Source organism: Schaalia naturae (assembly GCF_042665795.1).
GTDB lineage: Bacteria > Actinomycetota > Actinomycetes > Actinomycetales > Actinomycetaceae > Pauljensenia > Pauljensenia naturae.
The window spans coordinates 69,439-91,216 of the sequence record NZ_JBHTEF010000001.1; the positions used below are offsets into that span (position 1 = coordinate 69,439).

19 protein-coding genes and 1 pseudogene are annotated in these 21,778 nt (G+C 72.1%); 14 read left to right on the plus strand and 6 right to left on the minus strand.

Annotation, left to right across the window (positions count from 1 at the left end; translation table 11 throughout):
• Positions 1 to 158: 158 nt before the first annotated feature.
• The 7 genes and pseudogenes from purL (at position 159) to ACFQWG_RS00390 (ending at position 8,425) form a co-directional block, all read left to right on the plus strand.
• A complete protein-coding gene (gene purL / locus ACFQWG_RS00360) occupies positions 159 to 2,531 on the plus strand; it encodes a phosphoribosylformylglycinamidine synthase subunit PurL (protein WP_380971117.1) in 2,373 nt (790 codons plus the stop codon).
• Positions 2,532 to 2,681: 150 nt separating this feature from the next.
• Entirely contained in the window at positions 2,682 to 3,233 is a 552-nt protein-coding gene (locus tag ACFQWG_RS00365) for an NADPH-dependent FMN reductase (RefSeq protein WP_380971119.1), read from the plus strand.
• Positions 3,234 to 3,236: 3 nt separating this feature from the next.
• Positions 3,237 to 4,541, plus strand: a complete 1,305-nt coding sequence (locus tag ACFQWG_RS00370) for an NAD(P)-binding domain-containing protein (RefSeq protein ID WP_380971121.1) — start codon at positions 3,237 to 3,239, stop codon at positions 4,539 to 4,541.
• Positions 4,542 to 4,720: 179 nt separating this feature from the next.
• Positions 4,721 to 5,194: pseudogene (locus ACFQWG_RS00375) on the plus strand (TetR/AcrR family transcriptional regulator); the annotation flags it as partial.
• Positions 5,195 to 5,356: 162 nt separating this feature from the next.
• On the plus strand, positions 5,357 to 6,367 hold the full coding sequence (gap, locus tag ACFQWG_RS00380; protein WP_380976141.1) for a type I glyceraldehyde-3-phosphate dehydrogenase: 1,011 nt from the start codon (positions 5,357 to 5,359) through the stop codon (positions 6,365 to 6,367).
• An 89-nt stretch (positions 6,368 to 6,456) separates the two neighbouring features.
• Entirely contained in the window at positions 6,457 to 6,831 is a 375-nt protein-coding gene (locus tag ACFQWG_RS00385; protein WP_291497760.1) for a sterol carrier family protein, read from the plus strand.
• Positions 6,832 to 7,039: 208 nt separating this feature from the next.
• Complete coding sequence (locus ACFQWG_RS00390) at positions 7,040 to 8,425, plus strand: Nramp family divalent metal transporter (RefSeq protein WP_380971123.1); 1,386 nt, start codon at positions 7,040 to 7,042, stop codon at positions 8,423 to 8,425.
• A 49-nt stretch (positions 8,426 to 8,474) separates the two neighbouring features.
• Here the strand turns inward: ACFQWG_RS00390 and ACFQWG_RS00395 are convergent, their stop codons facing one another.
• Positions 8,475 to 10,235, minus strand: coding sequence for a phosphoenolpyruvate--protein phosphotransferase (locus ACFQWG_RS00395; RefSeq protein ID WP_380971125.1), 1,761 nt, complete (start codon positions 10,233 to 10,235; stop codon positions 8,475 to 8,477).
• A 204-nt stretch (positions 10,236 to 10,439) separates the two neighbouring features.
• On the opposite strand from ACFQWG_RS00395, the gene ACFQWG_RS00400 reads away from it, so the two are divergent.
• The 4 genes from ACFQWG_RS00400 to ACFQWG_RS00415 all read left to right on the plus strand — a co-directional run bounded on the left by ACFQWG_RS00400 (position 10,440) and on the right by ACFQWG_RS00415 (position 14,629).
• Complete coding sequence (locus tag ACFQWG_RS00400) at positions 10,440 to 11,237, plus strand: DeoR/GlpR family DNA-binding transcription regulator (protein ID WP_380971127.1); 798 nt, start codon at positions 10,440 to 10,442, stop codon at positions 11,235 to 11,237.
• Entirely contained in the window at positions 11,234 to 12,190 is a 957-nt protein-coding gene (locus ACFQWG_RS00405) for a 1-phosphofructokinase family hexose kinase (RefSeq protein WP_380971129.1), read from the plus strand. The genes ACFQWG_RS00400 and ACFQWG_RS00405 overlap by 4 nt, the downstream gene beginning before the upstream one ends.
• Before the next feature lie 64 nt (positions 12,191 to 12,254).
• On the plus strand, positions 12,255 to 14,294 hold the full coding sequence (locus ACFQWG_RS00410; RefSeq protein ID WP_380971131.1) for a PTS fructose transporter subunit IIABC: 2,040 nt from the start codon (positions 12,255 to 12,257) through the stop codon (positions 14,292 to 14,294).
• 77 nt (positions 14,295 to 14,371) lie between these two features.
• Positions 14,372 to 14,629 (plus strand): HPr family phosphocarrier protein, encoded by a 258-nt coding sequence (locus ACFQWG_RS00415; protein ID WP_380971133.1) that lies wholly within the window; start codon positions 14,372 to 14,374, stop codon positions 14,627 to 14,629.
• A 25-nt stretch (positions 14,630 to 14,654) separates the two neighbouring features.
• Here the strand turns inward: ACFQWG_RS00415 and ACFQWG_RS00420 are convergent, their stop codons facing one another.
• The gene (locus tag ACFQWG_RS00420; protein ID WP_291497772.1) at positions 14,655 to 14,906 is read right to left on the minus strand and encodes a DUF4235 domain-containing protein; all 252 of its coding nucleotides are present in this window, start codon (positions 14,904 to 14,906) and stop codon (positions 14,655 to 14,657) included.
• A 146-nt stretch (positions 14,907 to 15,052) separates the two neighbouring features.
• On the opposite strand from ACFQWG_RS00420, the gene ACFQWG_RS00425 reads away from it, so the two are divergent.
• On the plus strand, positions 15,053 to 16,210 hold the full coding sequence (locus tag ACFQWG_RS00425) for a substrate-binding domain-containing protein (RefSeq protein WP_380971135.1): 1,158 nt from the start codon (positions 15,053 to 15,055) through the stop codon (positions 16,208 to 16,210).
• 15 nt (positions 16,211 to 16,225) lie between these two features.
• Here ACFQWG_RS00425 and ACFQWG_RS00430 read toward each other — a convergent pair whose 3' ends face one another.
• Positions 16,226 to 17,548, minus strand: coding sequence for a DUF4921 family protein (locus ACFQWG_RS00430; RefSeq protein ID WP_380971137.1), 1,323 nt, complete (start codon positions 17,546 to 17,548; stop codon positions 16,226 to 16,228).
• A gap of 98 nt (positions 17,549 to 17,646) precedes the next feature.
• Here ACFQWG_RS00430 and ACFQWG_RS00435 point away from each other — a divergent pair, with 98 nt between their 5' ends.
• Positions 17,647 to 18,783, plus strand: coding sequence for an NADH:flavin oxidoreductase/NADH oxidase (locus tag ACFQWG_RS00435; protein WP_380971139.1), 1,137 nt, complete (start codon positions 17,647 to 17,649; stop codon positions 18,781 to 18,783).
• Positions 18,784 to 18,824: 41 nt separating this feature from the next.
• Here the strand turns inward: ACFQWG_RS00435 and ACFQWG_RS00440 are convergent, their stop codons facing one another.
• Complete coding sequence (locus ACFQWG_RS00440) at positions 18,825 to 19,235, minus strand: ACT domain-containing protein (RefSeq protein ID WP_291497779.1); 411 nt, start codon at positions 19,233 to 19,235, stop codon at positions 18,825 to 18,827.
• Between the two features lie 245 nt (positions 19,236 to 19,480).
• On the opposite strand from ACFQWG_RS00440, the gene ACFQWG_RS00445 reads away from it, so the two are divergent.
• Positions 19,481 to 19,921, plus strand: coding sequence for an Hsp20/alpha crystallin family protein (locus tag ACFQWG_RS00445; protein ID WP_380971141.1), 441 nt, complete (start codon positions 19,481 to 19,483; stop codon positions 19,919 to 19,921).
• A 250-nt stretch (positions 19,922 to 20,171) separates the two neighbouring features.
• On the opposite strand, the gene ACFQWG_RS00450 is transcribed toward ACFQWG_RS00445, so the two are convergent.
• Entirely contained in the window at positions 20,172 to 20,870 is a 699-nt protein-coding gene (locus ACFQWG_RS00450; protein WP_380971143.1) for an LmeA family phospholipid-binding protein, read from the minus strand.
• A gap of 31 nt (positions 20,871 to 20,901) precedes the next feature.
• Entirely contained in the window at positions 20,902 to 21,768 is an 867-nt protein-coding gene (locus ACFQWG_RS00455; protein WP_380971145.1) for an aldo/keto reductase, read from the minus strand.
• Between the last annotated feature and the right edge of the window lie 10 nt (positions 21,769 to 21,778).

Sequence of the window (21,778 nt, forward strand, 5' to 3'; positions counted from 1 at the left end):
AGGATTCCGTCGTCATCCACACCCCTGTGGAAGAAACCTGTGGACAACATCGTCGTCCTTCCGCCTCCCGAGGCGAGGACGCCCTCGTCCCCGCACGGGGCTGACCGCCCGGTGCGACCCTTCCCACGACCCCATCCTCCGACCGACTGGAGCATGTCATGAGCACGCAGGCCTCCCCCGTCACTCCCCGCGAGACCCCCGACACCGTCCAGGACGCCGCGGCGACGCCCGCGCGCGCGATGCCGTGGGCGGAGCTCGGCCTCAAGGAGGACGAGTACCTGCGGATCACGCAGATCCTGGGCCGCAGGCCCACGGACGCGGAGCTGGCGATGTACTCGGTGATGTGGTCCGAGCACTGCAGCTACAAGTCGTCGAAGAAACACCTCGCCGAGCAGTTCGGCGCGAAGACGACGGACGCGATGCGCGAGCGTCTCATGGTCGGCATGGGGCAGAACGCGGGCGTGGTGGACATCGGACAGGGGTGGGCCGCCACCTTCAAGGTCGAGTCGCACAACCACCCGAGCTTCGTGGAGCCCTACCAGGGGGCGGCCACGGGGGTGGGCGGCATCGTCCGGGACATCATCGCGATGGGGGCGCGGCCGGTCGCCGTCATGGACCAGCTGCGCTTCGGGGCGGCGGACCACCCCGACACCCAGCGCGTCGTCCACGGCGTCGTCGCGGGCGTCGGCGGGTACGGGAACTGCCTGGGCCTGCCCAACATCGGCGGCGAAACGGAGTTCGACCCCTCCTACCAGGGGAACCCGCTGGTCAACGCCCTGTGCCTGGGGACGATGCGCCACGAGGACATCCACCTGGCGAACGCGACGGGGCCCGGCAACCTCGTGGTCCTCTTCGGGGCGCGCACCGGCGGCGACGGCATCGGAGGAGCCTCCATCCTGGCATCGGAGACCTTCGAGGACGGGATGCCCGCCAAACGGCCCAGCGTGCAGGTGGGCGACCCGTTCATGGAGAAGGTCCTCATCGAGTGCTGCCTCGAGCTCTTCGCCGCCGGCGTCGTCCAGGGCATCCAGGACCTGGGCGCGGCCGGGATCTCCTGCGCCACCTCGGAGCTGGCCTCCAACGGCGACACCGGCATGCACGTGGACCTGGAGAAGGTCCTCCTTCGCGACCCGACGCTGACCGCCGGCGAGATCCTCATGTCGGAGTCGCAGGAGCGGATGATGGCGATCGTGACCCCCAGGGACCGCGACAGTTTCTTCGCGATCATCGACAAGTGGGACGTCGAGGCCTCGGTGATCGGGGTGCTCACCGACGACGGGAGGCTGACGATCGACCACTTCGGGGCGCGCATCGTCGACGTCGACCCGAAGACCGTGGCGCACGACGGCCCCGTGTACGACCGGCCCTTCGCGCGCCCGGCCTGGCAGGACGCCCTCCAGGCGGACACGAGCGAACGGCTCGCGCGACCGGGGACGCCCGAGGAGCTCGAGGGCGCGCTGCGGGAGGTGCTCGGCGACGTCAACCAGGCCTCCTCGGCGTGGGTGACCGACCAGTACGACCGCTACGTCCAGGGAAACACAGCCCTGGCCCAGCCGGACGACGCTGGCGTGGTGCGTGTGGACGAGGCCACGGGCCTCGGCGTGGCCCTGTCGACCGATGCGAACGGGTGGTACACGAAGCTGGATCCGCGCGAGGGGGCCCGCCAGGCGCTGGCCGAGGCCTACCGCAACGTCTCCATGGTCGGCGCCCGGCCCGTGGCCATCACCGACTGCCTGAACTTCGGCAACCCCGAGGACCCGGACGCCATGTGGCAGCTGGTCACCGCGATGGCCGGGCTGGCCGACGGCTGCGTCGAGTTGGGGGTGCCCGTCACCGGCGGGAACGTGTCGCTGTACAACTCCTCCGGCACCGTCAAGGGGCAGCCCGACTCCTCGATCAACCCGACGCCGGTGGTGGGGATGCTGGGGATCCTCGGGGACGTCACCCGGGCCATCCCCTCGGGCTGGACCGAGGAGGGGCTGGCGGTCCTGCTGCTGGGGGAGACTCGCGAGGAACTGGACGGCTCGGCGTGGGCTCGCATCGTCCACCGGCACCTCGGCGGCCTGCCGCCGGCGGTCGACCTGGGCGCGGAGTCGGCCCTGGGCGGCGTCGTGCGCGCGCTCGGCGAGGCCGACGGCCCCGACGGGCGGCCGCTCGTGCGCGCCGCTCATGACCTGTCCTCGGGCGGCCTCATCCAAGCCCTGGTCGACGCCTCCCTGCGCTTCGGGGTCGGCGGCACCTTCGACCTCTCCCGGGCGGAGGCCCGCGACGGGATCGGCGACTTCCTCATGCTGCTCGGCGAGTCCCAGGCCCGCGCGCTGGTCGCAGTGCCCGAGGGCGCGGTCCCGGCGGCGTTCGCGGCCTGCGAGGCGGAGGGCGTGCCCGCCGTCCGCATCGGGACGACGGGCGGGGACATGCTGGCGGTGACGGGCGCCGACCTGCTGGCCGGGCTGGGCAACGGCTCAGGATGGACGGCGGACCTGGACGAATTGCGCGCGCTGTCGGAAGCGGCGCTCGACGACAGGTTCTGAGGCCGGCGCCCGGGCCGGCGGTCGCGCTGTGCCCAATCCCTCGGTTCTGTGAGGCCGGGTCCGGCCTCGTCAGGTGCATACTGGTTGTTGCCATCGCAACAAAATTGGGAGCGGCCCCTGCCGGAGCCCGCTCCGGAAGGATGCCACCTCATGACTCAGACCATCGCCTACCTCGTCGGCTCCGCCTCGGAGGACTCGCTCAACCGCCGCCTCGCCAACGCCCTGATCCTCGCCTCCCCGAAGGGCCTGGAGTTCGTCGAGGCGCCGATCGTCGACCTGCCCTTCTACCGGCCCGAGCTCGACCGGGACTTCCCCGAGGCCGGAACCCGCCTCAAGCAGATCGTCGAGGACGCCGACGGCGTGCTCATGGTGACGCCCGAGTACAACCGCTGCGTGCCCGCGGTCCTCAAGAACGCGCTGGACTGGCTCTCCCGTCCGGCGGGGGACATGTCCCTGGCGGGCAAGCCCGTGATGGTGGCCGGGGCCTCGGGAGGGGCGACGTCTGCGGGGGTGGCCGTCGTCCAGCTGCGCAGCATGCTCACGATGTTCAATGTCCACCTGATGAGCCAGCCCGAGCTGTTCGTCAACATCCGCAAGGACCAGTTCGGATCGGACGGGCACGCCCTCACCGAAGGCACCCAGGAGCACTTCGAGAAGGTCATGGGCCTCTTCGCGGAGTACGTCGGGAACCAGTCCCGCTGAGCCATGGCCGCCCCTGACGAGCGCGCCGGCGGGGAGGGCTGGCAGGCGGTCGTCATCGGCGCCGGCCAGGCGGGGCTGGCGGCCGCACATGAGCTGGCCCGGCGCGGCCTGCGGCCCAGCGAGGACTTCGCGGTCCTCGACGCCTCCCCGGGCCCCGGCGGGGCCTGGCGGGAACGATGGGACTCCCTGACGCTCGGCCGCGCGCACCGCGTCGCGGATCTCCCTGGCCTCCCGCTGGGCTCACCGGATCCGCGGGCTCCGGCCTCCCGAGTGGTCTCGGACTACTACGACCGCTATGAGCGGGTCTTCGACCTGCGTGTCCAGCGCCCGGTGCGGGTCCGGGCGGTGCGCGCGAGCGGCCTGGCGGCGCCGGCCCTGCGGCTGGGGCGGCCCTCCCTGCGCTCCCGGGCGCCCGGGCAGACGGGGGAGAGCGGCGTCCCCCGCGACACGTGGCTCGCCGTCGAGGCCGAGGCCGCGGGACGGCCGCGGACCCTCCTCGCGCGGATGGTGATCTCGGCGACGGGCACGTGGACGCACCCCTATGTGCCGTGGGTCCCGGGCGCGCCGGGTTTCCGCGGCCGGCAGATGCACACGGCCGGCTATCGGCGCGCGGAGGACCTCGCGGGCGCCCGTGTCGTCGTGGTCGGCGGCGGACTGTCCGCCGTCCAGTTCCTCCTCGAACTCGCCCCCGTCGCCGCGAGCACGACCTGGGCGACGAGGCGCCCGCCGAACTTCACCCGCGCCGCCTTCGACGAGCAGTGGGGCGCGGAGGTCGAGCGCGCGGTCGACCGGCGCACGGCGTCCGGGACGCCGCCCGCCTCCGTGGTGCGCACGACGGGTATCCCGCTGCTTCCGGAGTACCTCCGGGGCGTGCGCGAGGGCGTGCTCGTGAGCCGCGGCATGTTCGACCGCGTCGGATTGGAGGGCGTGCGGTTCTCCCCCGATGCTCTGACCGGGGAGCAGGCGCGCGGCGGACTGGGCCCATCCGCCCGCGACGGGTCCGGCGGGGCGGGCGAGCTGGTCGTGCCCGAGTCCTGGCGGCCCTTTGAGGAGCCCACATGGGTGGAGGCCGACGTCCTGTTCTGGAACACCGGCTTCCGCCACGCCCTGACCCATTTGGCGCCCTTGCGGCTGCGTGAGCCGGGCGGCGGGATCCAGATGTCGAGCCGGGTGGCGGTGGCGCGCGATCCCCGGGTGCTCATGGTCGGGTACGGCTCCTCCGCGTCGACCCTGGGGGCGACGCGGGCGGGGCGCGAGGCCGGGCGCGTCGCCGTCGAGCGCCTGGGCCCGGCCGCGCGGCGACGATGAGGAGGCTGGCGCCGGCCGTTCGGGGCGGCTGCCGATCCTGCGAGGGCAGGGCCGCCCTCGTCGCTCCAGGGCGGGGGAAGAGAAGGCGAGAGAGACGCCCCTTGCCTCTGTACCTAGAGGTAGGTACGCTAGCAGTCGTGGGTTCACGGGAACGACTGATCAAGGCGATGGGCGACCTCATGTGGGAGCGGGGGTTCGCCGCGACGACCCCGCGCGAGGTGAGGGAGCGCGCCGGGGTCGGACAGGGGAGTATGTACTACCACTTCCCGACGAAACGGGACCTCGGAGTGGCGGCCATCGAGCGCAATTGCGCCGACGTCACAACGGCCGCGGACGCGGTGCTCAACGGTTCCGCGGCCCCTCTGGAACGTCTGCGGGCCTATCTGCTCAGACCCCGCGACGCGCTCAAGGGATGCAAGGTCGGCCGGATGACTCAGGATCCCGTCGTCGCCCACGACCCCGATCTGCTCGCCCCCGTGGCGCGGTCGGTGTCCACGGTCCACGAGGACCTGGCGCGCACGATCCGCGAGGCGATCGACGCAGGCGACCTGCCGGTGTCCCTGGACGCCGACCGGCTCGCGCGCCTGTGCTTCGCGACCATCCAGGGAGGCTACGTCCTGGCGCTGGCCGCCCAGGACCCCGCCCCGTTCGACCAGGCATGCTCGGGCCTGCTCGATCTGTTGGACTCTGCAGCCGAGCGCAGGCCGGGGGCACCCGAGGAATCGGCCGCCTCCCCGATCATCCATCGTCCTGGGCCCGCTGGGCCCGGGTCGTCGCCGCAGGCCCTGCGGCGTGACAACAGAAGAGGCACCATCATGACTGTTCGCATTGGCATCAATGGCTTCGGGCGCATCGGGCGCACATACCTGCGCGCCGCCCTGGCCAACCAGGCCGACGTCGAGGTGGTCGCGGTCAACGACCTGACCGACGCCGCGACCCTGGCCACCCTGCTCGAGTGGGACTCGGTGTCCGGCCATCTGGACGGCGTCGAGGTCGAAGGCAGCACGATCACGGTCGGTGGCCGCCCCATCACCGTCTTCTCCCAGGCGGACCCCTCTGCCATCGAGTGGGGGAGCGTCGGGGCCGACGTCGTCATCGAGTCCACGGGCCGTTTCACCGACGGCGCGAAGGCCCTGGCCCACCTCGCAGGCGGGGCGAAGAAGGTCATCATCTCCGCTCCCGCGAAGGGCGACGTCCCCACCTTCGTCCTGGGCGTCAACGACTTCACCCTGGATGTGAGCGCGTCCGACGTCTTCTCCAACGGATCGTGCACGACGAACTCGCTCGCGCCCCTGGCGAAGGTCCTCAACGATGCCTTCGGCATCGAGTCCGGGCTCATGACGACCGTCCACGCCTACACCGGCGACCAGCGCCTCCACGACGCCCCGCACGGTGATCTGCGGCGGGCGCGGGCGGCCGCGGTGTCCACCATCCCCACGTCCTCGGGCGCGGCGAAGGCGATCGGCAAGGTCATCCCCGAGCTTGACGGCCGTCTGACCGGGGCCGCGCTGCGTGTGCCGGTGCCGGACGGATCCATCACGGACCTCACGGTGGTCGTCCGGAAGGACGCGAGCGCCGAGTCGGTCAACGAGGCCTTCCGCGAGGCCGCCGCGAGCGGCCCCCTGGCCGGATACCTGCAGTATTCCGAGGCGCCGCTGGTGTCCCACGACATCGTCGGGAACCCGGCCTCGTCCATCTTCGACGCGCCCCTGACGGAGGTCATCGGCCGCCAGGTCAAGGTCTTCGGCTGGTACGACAACGAGTGGGGCTTCTCCAACCGGCTCGTCGAGTTCTCCGAGCTGATCGGCCGCGGCATCGCGCGCTGATCCCCCGGGGACGGTATGAGGCCCCGCCCGGTCGCGCGACCGGGCGGGGCTCTCTCATCTGCCGCGCCGCGCGGTCTTAGAATCGCCCCGTGGCACGCAGACGGATCGATCCGGCTCAGGGGATGGCCGCCCTGCGGAGCTGGCACGCCGATCCGGGGCGCGCGCCGCGCGCCACCGTCCTGCTGGCCGTCCGCTTCAGCCTCCAGGAACTGGAGGAGTCCCACCCGGGCCGGTCCGTCGAGGTGCGGGTGCCTCCGGCCGGTGCGGTCCAGATCCTCCGGGGCACGGTGCATCGGCGCGGCACGCCGCCCGCCGTCGTCGAGACCGACATGGCGACGTGGCTGGCGCTGGCGGTCGGTGACCTCGAGTGGTCGCAGGCGGAGGCCCGGGGGCGCGTCCAGGCCTCCGGGCAGCGCGCCGATCTCGCGCCGCTGCTGCCGGTGTTCACCGCCGCCGAGGTCTGAGCGCACTCCGGCGCCTCCCTCGCCCGGGCCCCGCGCCCCCGGGCGAGGATCCCTGCCCGGGATCGGGCCGATGGCGATCCCTCGGCCTCGGCGTCCCCGCTTCCGGTTTGGGAATTCGGACGGCCGAAACATATGATGTGGATATACGAATCGCCGAGGCGCCGGCGTCGGTCCGATCCCGAGCGGCGCACTGAGGAGCAGACCGGCCATGTCCATCGCCGAGGCCGACGTCCCCACGGACACCGGACGCCGCCGACTCATCCGTCCCGCGAACGGGCCCTCCCTGGAGGAGATCAACGGGACCGTCTCCATCGCCCCGAAGGAGGCCGGCTTCCTCCGGAGCCTGGTCTCCTTCTCCGGCCCCGGCGCGCTGGTGGCGGTCGGCTACATGGATCCCGGGAACTGGGTGACCTCCATCGGCGGCGGCCAGCAGTACGGGTACCTCCTGCTCAACGTCATCCTGCTGTCGAGCCTCATCGCGATGCTCCTGCAGTACATGGCCGCCAAGCTCGGCATCGTCACCGGCATGGACCTGGCCCAGGCCACTCGTGCGCACACGGGGCCGCGGATGGGCATCGTCCTGTGGATCACGACGGAGCTGGCCATCATGGCCACCGACATCGCCGAGGTCATCGGCGCGGCGATCGCCCTGCACCTGCTCTTCGGGATGTCGCTGGTCGTCGGCGTCTGCCTGACCGTCTTCGACGTCCTGCTCCTGCTGCTCCTCATGAGGGTCGGGTTCCGCAAGATCGAGGCGATCGTGGCGACACTGATCCTGACGATCGTCGCGGTCTTCGTCTACGAGGTCGCCCTGGCGGGGCCCGATATGGCGCAGGTCGCCACCGGCTTCCTCCCCTCGGCGCAGACCCTCGGCCACGGGCAGCTCATCATGGCCCTGGGGATCGTCGGCGCCACCGTCATGCCCCACAACCTCTACCTGCACTCCGCCATCGTGCAGTCGCGGGCCTACGACCGAGGCACCGATGAGGGGCGCGCCCACGCCGTGCGCTTCGCCACCTGGGACTCGAACATCCAGCTGGGCGCCGCGTTCTTCGTCAACTGCCTGCTCCTGCTCCTGGGCGCGGCCCTGTTCTTCGGCAAGCCGGGCGATCTGTCCACCTTCGGCTCCCTCTACGACGCGCTCCAGGACCCGGCGCTGGCCGGCGCTGTGGCCAGTCCTGTCCTGTCAACACTCTTCGCCGTGGCCCTGCTGGCCTCCGGCCAGAACTCGACGATCACCGGCACCCTGACCGGTCAGGTCGTCATGGAGGGCTTCATCCACATGCGGATCCCCCTGTGGATGCGCCGGGTGGTCACCCGGCTCCTGGCGGTCATCCCGGTCGTGGTGTGCACGATCGTCTTCAACGGCTCCGAAGTGGCCCTAGAGCAGCTCCTCGTCTATTCCCAGGTGTTCCTGTGCGTGGCGCTGCCCATCTCGATGGTCCCGTTGGTGTGGTTCACGTCCTCGAAGAGGATCATGGGCGAGCGCTTCGCGAACAAGACGTGGGTGAGCGTGCTCGGATGGGTCGCGACGGCCGTCCTGACCGTGCTCAATCTGCAGCTGATCTGGAGCCTGGTGCAGGACTTCATCTGATCCCGACGCCTGCCGGCACTGGCGGGCCGTGGGGCGGCGGGCCGGGACGTCAGTCCTGCCGCGGAGCCTCCTCGGGCGCCGTCTCGAAGGCGGAACGAGCCCGGTTGCGGGCATCCCCCGCGTCCTCGGCGCCAACGACCGCCGCAGCCGCAGCACGGCACTGCTCGATCGTCACGCGGGCGAGCTGGGCCCCCACGGCGGGGATGGCGCTCGCCGCCATCGACAGGCTCGTGATGCCCATGCCCGTGAGAACGCACGCCAGCAGCGGGTCGGCAGCCGCCTCGCCGCACACGCCGACCGGTTTGCCGGCCTCCATCCCGCCCTCGGCCGTGCGGGCGATGAGAGACAGGACGGCCGGCTGCCACGGGTCGGTGTACTCGGCCAAATGCGGCGACATGCGGTCGGCGGCCATCGTGTACTGCGTGAGGTCGTTGGTGCCGATGGAGACGAAGTCGACCTCGGCCAGGAACTGGTCGATGAGGATCGCCGCGGCGGGCACCTCGATCATGATTCCGACGCGGAGGCCGCGCTCGCGGACCAAACCCGCGAACCAGCGGGCCTCCGGGATCGTCGAGATCATCGGGGCCATGACCCACACGTCCGTCCCCGGCTGGAGGGCCGCGGCCTGGGCGACGGCGTCGAGCTGGTGGACGAGCAGGTCCGGGTTCTGGCCGGTCGTGCGGATGCCGCGCACACCCAGCGCCGGGTTGAACTCCTCCGAGAGCGTCGCAAAGGGGACGGGTTTGTCGGAGCCCGCGTCGAGGGTGCGCACCACGACCTTCTGGGAAGGGAACGCCGCGAACACCGGCGCGTAGGACCCGGCCTGGGAGTCGACCGAGGGCTCGACCTGCGTGTTGAGGAAGAGCAGCTCCGTGCGGAACAGCCCGATGCCCTCGGCCTGCCCGCCGGCGGCGGCGACCGCGCCGGCCCCGTCCTGGACATTGGCCAGGAGCTGCATCGACACGCCGTCGGCGGTGCGGCCGGGGCCGCGCCATGCGCGGATGCGGGCGACGCGATCGGCGTCGTCGGCCACGAGGGCCCGCGCGGCGGCCTCGTCCACGCCCAGGGTGAGTGAGCCCTCGTGGGCGTTGACCAGGACAGGCGCTCCCTCGGGGATCTCAGCCAGCTCGCGGGCGGCGACGATGCAGGGGATCCCGAGCTGGCGGGCGATGATCGACGTGTGGGAGGTCGGACCGCCCACCTGGGTGGCGATCGCGACGTAGTTGACGGGGTCCAGACCCGCCGTGTCGGCGGGGGAGAGATCGTCGGCCAGGAGGACCACCGGATGGCCGGTCACGGGGATGCCGGGCTCGGGCTCGCCGGTGAGGTGGGCGATGACGCGGTCGCGGACGTCCCGCAGATCCGTCGTGCGCTCCTCCATGAGGCCCCCGGCCTTCTGGAACAGCTCGACGAACTTCTCGGTGGCGGCCATCGTCGCCTGGACGGGGGGCGTGCCCCGGCGGATGCGCCCCGCGGCCTCCCTCTTCCAGGCGCGGTCGGTGGCCAGGGAGGCCGTGACGGCGAGGACCTCGGCGACGTGGCCGGTGGCCGCCTCGGCGCGGGCGTTGAGGCCGTCTGCGACCTCGGCCGCAGCGCGCTCGAAGTCGGCGACGCCCTGTTCGCGCTGGTCCTCGGGAAGCTCGGGAGCCGTCTCGGGCGGAAGGGGAGGGCGCCGGGTCCAGGCGGCCGGGGCCCATGCGACGCCCGGGACGACCGGCGTCCCGTAGACGACCCGCGTGGCGTCGCCGGATCCGGCTTCGGGCGCGCTCGGCGGGGTCGTGGCCCCGGTGAGGTCGATCGAGTCGGTCATGTCCGAGTTCCTCCCCAGTGACAGTGGTGGATCGGAGCCCAGCGTAGCGCCGATGACGCGGACGGGGCCTGCCAGACGGGCTCAGACTCCTCTCCATAAAACCACATAAAACCACTGTTGTGACGTGTGGGAATTGTGTGTAGTGTGATCGGAAGGGCGTCTCGGGGCGCCCGCCGATCCGCGCACCGGTCGCGCGGACCGCCGATGCCGACCGCACAGACAAGGGAGCTGACGCCACAGATGTACGCGGAGGAGCGCCACCGCCAGATCCTCCAGGCCTGCGCGTCCGACGGCCGCGTGTCCGTCTCCGGACTGGCCGCCCGCTTCGACGTCGCCACGGAGACGATCAGGCGCGACCTGGACGCCCTGGACCGCCGTGGCCTGATCAGGCGCGTCCACGGGGGCGCGATCCCTCGCCTCGACGGGGACATCGAGCCCGACCTGCGCACCCGGCTGACGACGAACACAGAGGCCAAACACCGTATCGCCGCAGCGGCCGCCGACTTCCTGCCCACCGATCCGGACGCCTCCGTCGTCCTGGACGCGGGCTCCACCGTGGTCGAGCTGGTCCCGTATCTGGCGGGCCGCGGGCTGCGGGTCGCCACGCACGGGCTGGACATCGCCCAGGCGCTGCTCGACGCCGACGTCGAGCCCGTCGACATCCTCCCCGGCAGGCTCCGAGGCCGCACCCACGCCGCCGTCGGCGCGGACACCGTGAGGGCCCTGTCCCGGCTGCACCCCGACACGGTCTTCCTGGGGTGCAACGGCATGGGGGCCGCCGGGTTCACCACCCCCGATCCGGACGAGGCCTCCGCCAAGTCCGCCATGGTCGCGCAGAGCTCACGGCGCATCGTCATGGCGGACGCGTCCAAGGCGGGCCTCACGCAGTTCGTCACCTTCGCGGAGCTGGCCGACATCGACGTGCTGGTCACCGACACGGCCCTCCCCGCCTCCTCCCTGCAACTGTTCGAGCACTCCGGAATCGAGGTGGTCCGCGCATGATCGTCACTCTCACCGCCAACCCGTCCCTGGACCGGACGGTCCGCGTCGCCGGCGCGCTCACTCCGGGAGGCGTCCACCGCATCGTCTCCGAACGCCTCGGGCCGGGCGGCAAGGGCATCAACGTCGCGCTCGGGGCCGCCGGGGCCGGGCTCGGCGCGCTGGCCGTCTTCCCCGCCGACGAGGGCGACCCCCTGCGCGGCCTCGTCGACCGGAGCGGCCTGCGGTACCGGGCCACGCCCCTGGGCGGGCCGGTCCGCACGAACCTCGCGGTCCTGTCCGATCCGGAGGTCACGACGAAGATCAACGAGCCGGGTCCGACGCTCACACCCGAGAAGGTCGCCGCCCTCGAAGAGGCGCTCGCAGACGTCGTCTCCGAGGGCGACACCGCGATGCTGTCGGGGTCGCTGGCCCCCGGCATCCCCGCTGACGAGTACGCGCGGCTGGTCCGTTCGCTGCGGGCGCGGGGCGTCTGGGTGGGCGTCGACACCTCCGACGACCCGCTGGCCGCGCTCGCGGAGGACGGGCGCGAGGCCGCCCCGGACTTCCTCAAGCCCAACGCGGAGGAGCTGGGCCAGCTCACCGGGGTCGATGGAGCGGTGCTGGAGGCTCGCGCCCGGGTCGGCGACCTCGACGGGGTGCGCGACGCGGTCGGACGGTTGAGGGAGGCCGGCGTGGCCGATGTGCTCGTCACGCTGGGAGGCGCCGGGGCCGTGCTGGCCACCGAGGAGGGCTGCTGGTACGCCCCCTCCCCGGACGCGCCTGTGGTCTCGACGGTGGGCGCCGGTGACTCGGCGGTCGCCGGCTACCTCATTGCCCGAGCGCAGGGGGACGACGGGCCGGGGCGCCTCGCCCTGGCCGTGGCCTACGGGGCCGTCGCCGTGTCGCTGCCGGGGACGACGATCCCCGCGCGCGACCAGGTCCTGGCCGACACATCCACTGTCCGCCCGCTGTGACGCCCACCCGGGCGTCGCGCCGCATGTCGTCATCCAGATGGATCCCCACAGGAGAGGAACACCGATGAGTCACCGATTGATCACCCCCGAGCTGGTCGGGCTCGGGGTGGAGGACCCCGGCGACAAGCACGCCGTCATCGCGCGCCTGGCCGACATGGTGTCCGCCGCCGGGCGCGCCGACCGGGACGGCCTCGAGGCCGCCTTCGAGGAGCGCGAGGCCCAGTTCGCCACCGGGATGCCCGGAGGCATCGCGATCCCGCACTGCCGCACGGCCGCCGTCCGCGAGGCCTCTCTGGCGCTCCTGCGTCTGTCGACGCCCGTCGACTTCGGGGCCGGGGACGGGCCGGCGGACCTCGTCATCGGCATCGCCGCCCCCGATGAGTCAGGATCGGAGCACATGAAGCTCCTGGCCAAGCTCTCCCGCGCGCTGGTCAAAGCCGACTTCGTGGCCGCCCTGCGCGGGGCGTCCACACCTCAGGAGGCCGCGGACCTCGTGCTCGGCGTCGTCCAGCCGCCCGCCACGGCGCCCGCCGCGCCCCCGGCCGCCCGGCAGGGCGATCGGCCGGTGATCCTCGCGGTCACCTCCTGCCCGACCGGCATCGCCCACACGTACATGGCGGCCGAGGCCATCGAGCAGGCCGGCGCTGAGAGGGGCGCCGAGATCCACACGGAGACCCAGGGGTCCGGCGGGATCACCCCCTTCCCCCAGGAGGTCATCGACCGGGCGGACGCCCTCATCGTCTCCGCCGACGTCAACATCACGGGGCGCGGGCGCTTCGCCGGGCTGCCCGTCATCGAATCCGACACGAACACCGCGATCTCGGACGCGCCCGCCCTCGTCGACCGGGCTTTGGCCGCGATCGCGGATCCCTCCGCGCCCCGCGTGGCGGCGTCCCGCTCCGGCGACGCCTCCGCGGCGGAGGGCGCGGGCGCGTCCGGCGCGCATCTCGGCTGGGGGCGCCGCATCCAGCAGGCCGTGATGACCGGCGTGTCCTACATGATCCCCTTCGTCGCCGCAGGCGGCCTGCTGACCGCCCTGGGATTCCTGGTCGGCGGCTACGACGTGGCCTTCGTGTCCCAAGACGTCGCGCTCAAGTACTCGCTGTGGAACCTCCCCGAGGCCCAGTCCTACGTCTCGAACGGGGCGACGCTGATCACCGACCACGCGGGGCTGTCCCTCTACCTGGGCGCCGTGTTCAACGCGCTGGGCGGATGGGGCATGGGATTCCTGGTGGCGGCCCTCTCCGGCTACATCGCCTTCGGCCTGGCCGGGCGCCCCGGCATCGCCCCGGGGTTCATCGGGGGCGCGCTGTCGGTGGCGATCGGCGCCGGGTTCATCGGAGGACTGGTCACCGGCATCCTCTGCGGTCTGATCGCGATGTGGCTGGCGAGCCTCGGGGCTCCTCGCTGGCTGTCCGGGCTGATGCCCGTCGCGATCATCCCGCTGGTGACGACGCTGGTGGTCGGCTCCCTCATGCTCATGCTGCTCGGGCGGCCGCTGGCCGCCGTCATGACGGGTCTGCAGAGCTGGCTGACCGGCATGACCGGATCGTCGGCGATCCTCCTGGGCATCGTCCTGGGCCTCATGATGTGCTTCGACCTGGGCGGGCCCGTCAACAAGGCCGCCTATCTGTTCGCCACCGCGGGGCTGTCCTCGGCCACAGACGCCTCCTACCAGATCATGGCGGCCGTCATGGCCGCCGGCATGGTGCCGCCACTGGCGATGGCCCTGTCGACCGCGCTGCGTCCCAGGCTGTACACCTCGGCCGAACGGCAGAACGGCACCGCCGCATGGCTGCTGGGCGCCTCGTTCATCTCCGAGGGCGCGATCCCCTTCGCGGCCTCCGACCCGCTGCGCGTCATCCCCTCGATGATGGCCGGCGGCGCTGTGACCGGGGCCATGTCGATGGCCCTCCACGTCGGTTCGAAGGCCCCCCACGGAGGGATCTTCGTGTTCTTCGCCGTCGATCCGATCTGGGGTTTCCTCCTCTCGATCGTCGCTGGCATGATCGTGTCGGCCCTGCTGGTCACATTGCTCAAGGCGGCGGCCCGGAGGAAGGCGGCGGGGGCCGCCGAGCCGGCCGGCGCCCCCACTGCCGTCTGACCGCTCGTCCCGTCACCCGTCCCCGGGCGGCGCAATCCCGCGCCACCCGTGCCACCCGCACAACCCAGGAGGCACCCATGTCCGCACGCACTGTCACCGTGGGATCCACGGTCGGGCTGCACGCCCGCCCCGCGTCCCTCATCGCCCGGGCCGCCGGCGAACTCGGCACCGAGGTCCTGCTCAGCGTCGAGGGCGAGGACCCAGTGGACGCGTCCTCGGTCATGATGATCATGACGCTGGGCGCCGAGCACGGCGCCCAGGTCACCGTCGAGTCCGAGGACGAGGCGGCCATGAACCGGATCGCGGACCTGGTCGCGGCGAACCTCGACGCCTGACGCGCGGCGTCCTCCGCGCCCGTCCTCAGGGCTTGGGCAGCGAGCGCGGGCCGTACCATTTCCGGGCCCCCCGCACGGCGGACCTCTGGGCGAGAGCCGCCACCGCCGCGGAGACAGCCGCGAAGACCACCAGCTGGACCACCGGAGCGTCGTCATCATCGTCGCGGGGCGCGTCATGTCCGGTGACGAGCCGCCACCCCGCCTCGGCGATCCTGCCGGAGATGATCGTGGCGATCGCCGCCGCCCCGGCGCTCGCGAGCTTCCAGCCGATGTCCATGTCGTCCTCCTCGGGGGCACACCGGGTCGGGCCCGGCTCCGGGCTCCATCATGCCGCACACCCGCCCGCGTCGCCGCCTCCGCGGCCGGGCGGCGCAGGCGGGATAGGCTGTGCGGGTTGTGTGGACCAGAGAGGGGGGGACCGCCGTGGCACGTGTGCATCAGGCCGGGGTCGGGTGCATCGCGGTGGTGATCGCGGCGGCGCTGGCGGGGTGCACGCCTTCCGTCGACCCGGCGGCGGACCCCGCGTCGGACCCGTTCGCCGCGCCGATCGTGCCGGGCCTGTCCTCCACGGTCGTCACCGGCGGCGACGAGCAGTCGGGTCTTCTCGCCGTGACGCCCCGCCGCGGATCCGGCACGGTGACCGTGGCGGTGCCTGCCGGTCAGGCCTTCTCCGACGAACTCGCCCGCGACTTCCTGCGGGCGACGGGGTTCACCCTGGTCCAGGTCGAGATCGACGACGACGGGCTCGCGGCGGCCGCCGTCGCGACGCCGGAGGGGCAGGACGCGGCGGGTTCGGCCGATGTGCTCATCGGCCTGGACGCCACGGACGCGCTCACCGGGACGGATTCCTCCGTCCTCTCGGGCAGCGCTCCCGAGGACGCGGCGACCCCGGAGGGAACCGAGCTGGCCGGCGCGCCCGGCGCCATCGCCTATGCGCGCGACGACGTGTGCGTCCTGGCTGACACGCAGTGGTTCGCGGCGAACAAGATCGATCCCCCCAGCTCCGTCGACGACCTGGCGTCCTCGGCGTATGCGCCGCTGCTGGAGATCCCCGACCCGTCCGCCACGGCCGAGGGGCGCGCCTTCGTCCAACTCACCGGCCAGGCGAAGGGGGATGGGGCGTCGGGTTGGTGGGCGCAGCTCCTGGCGTCGGGAGCGCAGGTGCAGAGCGGGGATGCCGCCGTCCAGGCCTGGACGGCCGCGTCGGCGTCGGGCGCGAGGCCGCTTCTGGTCGCCCCCGAGTCGCTGGCGGCGACGACGGTGAACAACACCGCGACCGAGTCCTCCGCGGCGCCCGTCGGATCGACGTGCCTGACGCGGTACCTGTACGCGGCGCGGACTGCCGATCCGGCCGATCCCGACGGGGCGGAGTCCTTCCTCGCGTACCTGCTCGGCGCGCGCGCCCAGCAGGCTCTCGCCGAGGAGTCGATCGCCACCCCCTTGGTGGCGGCCGCCGCCCAGGACACGCCCATCGGCTGGTTCTCGACGCCCACCGGGGATGCGGTCGCCCTGTCCGAGGAGGACCTGGGGCGCACGAAGGACTGGCTGGCGGCATGGGAGAAGGAGCTGTCGTCCCGCTGACGCTCCGGCGGCCGGTCAGTCGTGGAGCATCTCCGCGGTGACGTGGCACTCCTCGCCCACGCGCATCGGCGCGACGAGCCCCCTGTCGCGCAGGTCGCGCACACGGGAGACGACGCGGGCGCAGACATCCCACGGATCGATGGTGTTGAGGTAGATACGGGTCCCGCCCTCGAACCCCGCGATCGTCGAGATCCTCCACTTGAGCAGGATGCGCCACCGCATCGGGGTCGAGACGTCGGGCGGGCGGTGGTACCACTCCTCGTTGCACGGCACGTCGACGCCGGTGGCGGCGTGCATCGCGTGGAGGAGGTCGGAGGCGGCGCGCATCTGCTCGTCGTCCACCTCCCACGGGTTGAGCGGAGCGTGGAGCGGCCATACGGACACGGTCGGGTAGCGGTGGCCGAATCCGGCCAGCGCGACGGCATGGTCGTTCTGCGCGATGACGAGGCGGCGGGTCACCGCGACCCGCAGGATGTCGTCGTAGATCGCGGGATCGGCGCGCAGGCGCTGCATCTCGGCCTCGGTCTGCACGGAGTGCTCGTCGATGGCGACCAGCTGCTTGTGGAGGTGGTCGAAGGAGGCGCCGGCCGGCTTCAGCCAGTTCTGGAACGTGGCCACGTAGCGCACGGCCGGGTCCAGTCCGTAGAGGTCCGCCATCGAGTGGGCGGTGAAGGCCATGTAGCGGTAGTGCTCCTCAGGCGTGAGGGTGCCCGATCCCGCCAGCTGCGTGTCCTGGGTCGCCCCGTCGACGAAGTGGCGGCGGGCGACGATGACGTCGTGCCCGCCGGAGAAGAAGCCGTTGGCCTGCTGGAGCTTCGCTGAGTCCGTCAGGGCGGCGAACTCCGCCTCCGACAGGCCGCCGGCCAGCATCCTCGCCCGCACGACATTCATCACATGCTCGTATCCGGTGCCCGAGGACAGGTACTCCGCCATGCGCCGGTGCTCGGCCTCGGACGGCGTGTGGTCGTGGTTGAGGTGCCAGTAGTTGTAGGACACGATCTCGAACAGGTTCGGGATGCGCCTGAACTCGGCGACCGTGTCGTGGAGACGATCGGCGGGAAGCGCGTCCAGCTGCTCCCAGGAGCCGTCCTCGCGGCGGACCAGCCGCGACTTCTCAGGCGGAGTCTCCAGGTAGCGCTCCTCGCAGAAGGCGCAGTGGCGTCCCTCACGATCCGGATCCAGCGGCTGCGGCGCCTCGTGGTGGACGGACAAGGGGCGGTTGCCGCGGCCGGGTACGGTCCACACCTCCGTCCCCGTCAGGAGGTTGTGCTGTTTCACCGTGCCATCGGCCAGACGCACCAGGGCGTGATCCCGGCGGGGGGCGTGCTCCTTTGCCATGCCGCCCAGTCTATTCGCCCCCGGGAGCGCGCATCTCGGGCCGGGTCGGGGGGGGGGGGGAGCCCCATCCACCGGCCCGGCGGCGATAGTCTGGAGGCATGCCTCACGCGCAGCTGTTCACACCCGTCTCCATCGCCGGTCTCACTGCCCGCAACCGCTTGTGGATGCCGCCCATGTGCATGTACTCCGCCGCTCCCCTGGGTGAGGAGCTCGGCCGGCCGACCCCCTGGCACCAGGTCCACTACGGGGCCCGAGCGATCGGGGGCGTGGGCGCCGTCATCGTGGAGGCGACGGGCGTGGTCCCGGAGGGCCGCATCTCGGTGAACTGCCTGTCCCTGCACGACGACGCCCAGATCCCCTCTTTCTCGGCTGTCGCTGAGCGCATCCACGCGGGAGGGGCGGCAGCCTTCATCCAGCTCAACCACGCCGGACGCAAGGGCAGCTCGCGCGCCGGCTGGCTCACCGGCGCGGCGGCACCGGAAGAGGGCGGCTGGCAGGTCGTGGCGCCCTCGCCGATCCCCTTCGACGCGGGCTCCCCGACGCCTCGCGAGCTCATGGAGGAGGAGATCCTCGGTCTGGTCGGGGCCTTCGCCGACGCCGCGGGCCGCGCCATCGAGGCGGGCTTCGACGGCGTCCAGATCCACGCCGCCCACGGGTACCTCATCCACCAGTTCCTCTCACCGGCCTCGAACCGGAGAACCGACCGCTGGGGCGGCGACTTCGAGGGCCGCACGCGGTTCGTCCGCGAGGTCGTGCGCGCGGTGCGCGCCCGGATCGGGGACGCCCCCGTCCTCGTGCGGATCTCCGCCACCGACTGGACGCAGGAGTACCCCTCCGACGGGCGGCCCGGGTGGACCCTGGCCGACACGGAGCGCCTGGCCCCGCTGCTCGCCCGGGACGGGGCGTCGATGCTCAACGTCTCCACCGGCGGGAACGTCCCCGATGCCGCCGTCGGCGGCGGCGTGGGCTACCAGGTCTTCGCCGCGGCGGGCGTGCGCCGCGCGCTGGGCATGAACGAGGGCGTCCCCGCCGGAGAACCGCGGATCCCGGTGTCGGCCTGTGGGCTGATCGTCGCCCCCGAGCAGGCGGAGCAGATCCTGGTGGGCGGCGACGCGGACGTCATCGAGATCGGGCGTGTCTTGCTCAGCGACCCGATGGCGCCGATGGCCTGGGCCGCGCGTCTGCGCGCGACGCCGGACGCCCCCCGGCAGTACCTGCGCGCCACCAGGCGCTGATCCCGCGGCGGTCCCGTGGCCCGGAGTTCCGGGGCCCCGGCTCACTGCCGGGGCAGCCAGCCCTTGGCCTGCCGGGTGAGCTCGGCCAGCGCCTCGGTGGCCTCGGTGACGCGCTCGGCCTGGACGAAGAGGTGATCGTGGAAGTACCCGGCGATCACGTTGCATGAGATCGAGCGGCTCGCCAGCGTCTGCGCGATCGTCGCAGTCAGGCCGATGGAGTCCAGGGCGGAGTGGACGCCCAGGGTGATGCGGGCGAAACGCTCGTCCAGGGGCAGGCCCGCGTCGCGGGCCTGGTCCTCGGCGACGACGACGGTGATGCCCTCATCCTCGGCGATGGTGGCGAAGGGGGTGAGCCCCTCGGGAATCTCGGAGACAGTGGCGAACACGTACATTCCCTGCTGGGTCGCATCCAGGGAGGCAAGTGCCCGATCGAGATCTTTCATTCCGGACATGCCATGCAACCTACCCCGGCAGGGCGTCCGTGTGCTGCCCCGTCTCACCGCACGTGGGGGACCCGACATTCCGATCAACATTGAGTCGATGGCGCTCAAGTTTCAGCCTTGAGTGAACGCGGCTCAACTTTGCTTGCGGCTCGGAGGGCGGGGGGCCACACTGAGGGTGTTCGCGAAAGAGACCCCAAAAGGGGGATCCGAACCGGCCCGGACCGTCCGGGCCCAGACCTCGGAGGAGGATTCAGATGGCTCTCTACGATCCGTTCACTGAGCTCGATCGCATCTTCAACTCGACCCTGCGTCAGGTGCCCGCCGTCCCCGGGCTGCCCCTGGACCTGTACCGCGACGGTGACAACTACATCGCCAAGGTGGATCTGCCGGGCATCGACCCCTCGACGATCGACATCGATGTCGAGGGCCGGACGCTGAGGATCAGCGCCGAGCGGAAGGGCGAGTCGGGCGACAGCCTGCAGTGGCTGACCCATGAGCGTCCGGTGGGGACGTTCGCCCGCCAGCTGACCCTGGGCGGGGGCGTGGCCCTGGACAACATCAGCGCCGCCTACACGGACGGCGTGCTCACGCTGACCATCCCGGTCGCTGAGGCCGCCAAGCCGCGCAAGATCACGGTCAACGTCCAGTCCGGCGATCACGCCATCGAAGGCGCCGCCGCCGCGGCCAGCGTCTGACGGAGCCTGTTCGCCGTGGCGGGAGCGGCCTCGGCCGGATCCGCGCGGCGTCGGAACTCAAGAGGATGGGGGGCGGGACCCGAGGGTCCCGCCCCTCCGCCCATCCGCGACCCGAGCGCTGGCCGCTGGCTCCCGGTGCGGTTGCGGAATGCCGGCGGGGCGCCCGGCGCGAGGTTCGGCGTTCAGATCGGCCTTCGGAGCCGTCCAGAGGGCGCCGAACCTCGCACCGGGCGCCATTCTCCGCGCAGATTCAGAGACCGACGTCGGCGCCCGTCAGGGTGACCGACAACCGCCCCTGCGAGGGAGTGACCTTCTGCAGGACCACGCCCGCCGGCAGCGCGTCGAGAGGGATCGTCACGGCGGGCAGCGCATCAGCGCCTGCGGCGCCCGTCGGAAGCTCGCGGTCGTCGAGTCGGACGGAGACGGGGGTGAGGAGCAGCCCGCGCCCGCCCTCGCCAATGGACAGGGCGAGCGAGGCGGACGCGCCCATGCCGAGCGCCTCGCCCGAGAGGGAGATCCCATCGGGGGTGATCGAGACCGTTCCGGGCAGTCCGGCCCTTGTCGCGGCGGCGGCCAGTTCCTCCTCGGTGAGCACGCCGGAGGCGCGAACGGACCCGGCGACGCGGGGGAGGCCGGTCGAGACGTCCCCGAGTTCGGCGGTGACGTCATGGAGGGTCACGGCGACATCGCCCGACGTCACCGCGTACGCGGGAATGCCGACGTCCAGCTCCTCCAGGCTGCCGCCCGCCAGCTGGGTGAGGACCGGGAAGCCCTCGACGGCGACCTCCACATCCCCGAGTCCCGCCGCCTCGCCCGAGATCACCCCGCGCGTCGAGGCGAGGCCTCGGGCGATTCCGGCCTCGAGCTCGTGGGCGACCAACCGGTCGGCGCCCGCCAGCACGGCCGCAAGGGCCAGCGCCGCCGCGAGAAGGCGTCCCGCGGTCCTCATCGGCCGGCCCCGGCCCCGTGAGCGGGGCGGATCACAGGCGATCCATCAGGTCGGGGTGGGTGCCCGTGCGCCCCTTCTCGCCCTCGTTGAGGGCGTCGATGCGCTGGACCTCATCCGCGGACAGCTCGAAGGAGAAGACCTGCAGATTCTCCGCCTGGCGCGCGGGAGTGACCGACTTCGGGAAGACGATGTCCCCGCGCTGCAGCGCCCACCGCAGAGCGACCTGGCTGGCGGTCGCGCCATGGGCCTCCCCGATCTCGGCCAGCACAGGATCCGAGGCGGCGCGCCCGCGGGCGAGCGGGGACCACGCCTCCGTGAGGATCCCGTGCTCCGCGTCGAAGTCGTGCACCGCGCGGTTGGGCAGGTACGGATGGGCCTCGACCTGGTTGACCATCGGCGTGATGTCGGCGTGGTCGAGGACCCTCCGGAGATGATGGGGCTCGAAGTTCGAGACGCCGATCGCCCGCGCGCGGCCGTCTGCGAGGAACTCCTCGAGCACCTTCCAGGTGGTGACGAAGTCGCCGCCGTAGTGCATGGGCAGGGGCCAGTGGATGAGGAAGAGGTCGACGTAGTCGGTGCGCAGGTCGAGCAGCGTCTGGGCGAAGCTCCGCCGGGCGGCCGAGGGCTCGTGGTTCGGGTTGTCGAGCTTCGAGGTGAGGAAGAGGTCCTCCCGCGCGATTCCGGATCCGGCCCAGGCCTGCCCGACCTCGGCCTCGTTGTGGTACATCTGCGCGGTGTCGATGTGGCGGTAGCCCAGCGCGAGGGCGGAGGAGACGACCTCGACGACCTTCTCGGTGACCTTGTAGGTGCCGAAACCCAGCTGGGGGATGGCGGCCCCGGTCGCCAGTGTCAGCGTCGGGATGTCGGGCGCGGGATGTGGAGTGCTCGCAGGTGCCATGGCCATGGTC

Bases quoted from the DNA above. Each gene is read 5' to 3' on its own strand.
- purL (WP_380971117.1), top strand. From the start codon at position 159: ATGAGCACGCAGGCCTCCCCCGTCACTCCCCGCGAGACCCCCGACACC.
- ACFQWG_RS00365 (WP_380971119.1), top strand. From the start codon at position 2,682: ATGACTCAGACCATCGCCTACCTCGTCGGCTCCGCCTCGGAGGACTCG.
- ACFQWG_RS00370 (WP_380971121.1), top strand. From the start codon at position 3,237: ATGGCCGCCCCTGACGAGCGCGCCGGCGGGGAGGGCTGGCAGGCGGTC.
- gap (WP_380976141.1), top strand. From the start codon at position 5,357: ATGACTGTTCGCATTGGCATCAATGGCTTCGGGCGCATCGGGCGCACA.
- ACFQWG_RS00390 (WP_380971123.1), top strand. From the start codon at position 7,040: ATGTCCATCGCCGAGGCCGACGTCCCCACGGACACCGGACGCCGCCGA.
- ACFQWG_RS00395 (WP_380971125.1), bottom strand. From the start codon at position 10,235: ATGACCGACTCGATCGACCTCACCGGGGCCACGACCCCGCCGAGCGCG.
- ACFQWG_RS00400 (WP_380971127.1), top strand. From the start codon at position 10,440: ATGCCGACCGCACAGACAAGGGAGCTGACGCCACAGATGTACGCGGAG.
- ACFQWG_RS00405 (WP_380971129.1), top strand. From the start codon at position 11,234: ATGATCGTCACTCTCACCGCCAACCCGTCCCTGGACCGGACGGTCCGC.
- ACFQWG_RS00410 (WP_380971131.1), top strand. From the start codon at position 12,255: ATGAGTCACCGATTGATCACCCCCGAGCTGGTCGGGCTCGGGGTGGAG.
- ACFQWG_RS00415 (WP_380971133.1), top strand. From the start codon at position 14,372: ATGTCCGCACGCACTGTCACCGTGGGATCCACGGTCGGGCTGCACGCC.
- ACFQWG_RS00420 (WP_291497772.1), bottom strand. From the start codon at position 14,906: ATGGACATCGGCTGGAAGCTCGCGAGCGCCGGGGCGGCGGCGATCGCC.
- ACFQWG_RS00430 (WP_380971137.1), bottom strand. From the start codon at position 17,548: ATGGCAAAGGAGCACGCCCCCCGCCGGGATCACGCCCTGGTGCGTCTG.
- ACFQWG_RS00435 (WP_380971139.1), top strand. From the start codon at position 17,647: ATGCCTCACGCGCAGCTGTTCACACCCGTCTCCATCGCCGGTCTCACT.
- ACFQWG_RS00440 (WP_291497779.1), bottom strand. From the start codon at position 19,235: ATGTCCGGAATGAAAGATCTCGATCGGGCACTTGCCTCCCTGGATGCG.
- ACFQWG_RS00445 (WP_380971141.1), top strand. From the start codon at position 19,481: ATGGCTCTCTACGATCCGTTCACTGAGCTCGATCGCATCTTCAACTCG.
- ACFQWG_RS00450 (WP_380971143.1), bottom strand. From the start codon at position 20,870: ATGAGGACCGCGGGACGCCTTCTCGCGGCGGCGCTGGCCCTTGCGGCC.
- ACFQWG_RS00455 (WP_380971145.1), bottom strand. From the start codon at position 21,768: ATGGCACCTGCGAGCACTCCACATCCCGCGCCCGACATCCCGACGCTG.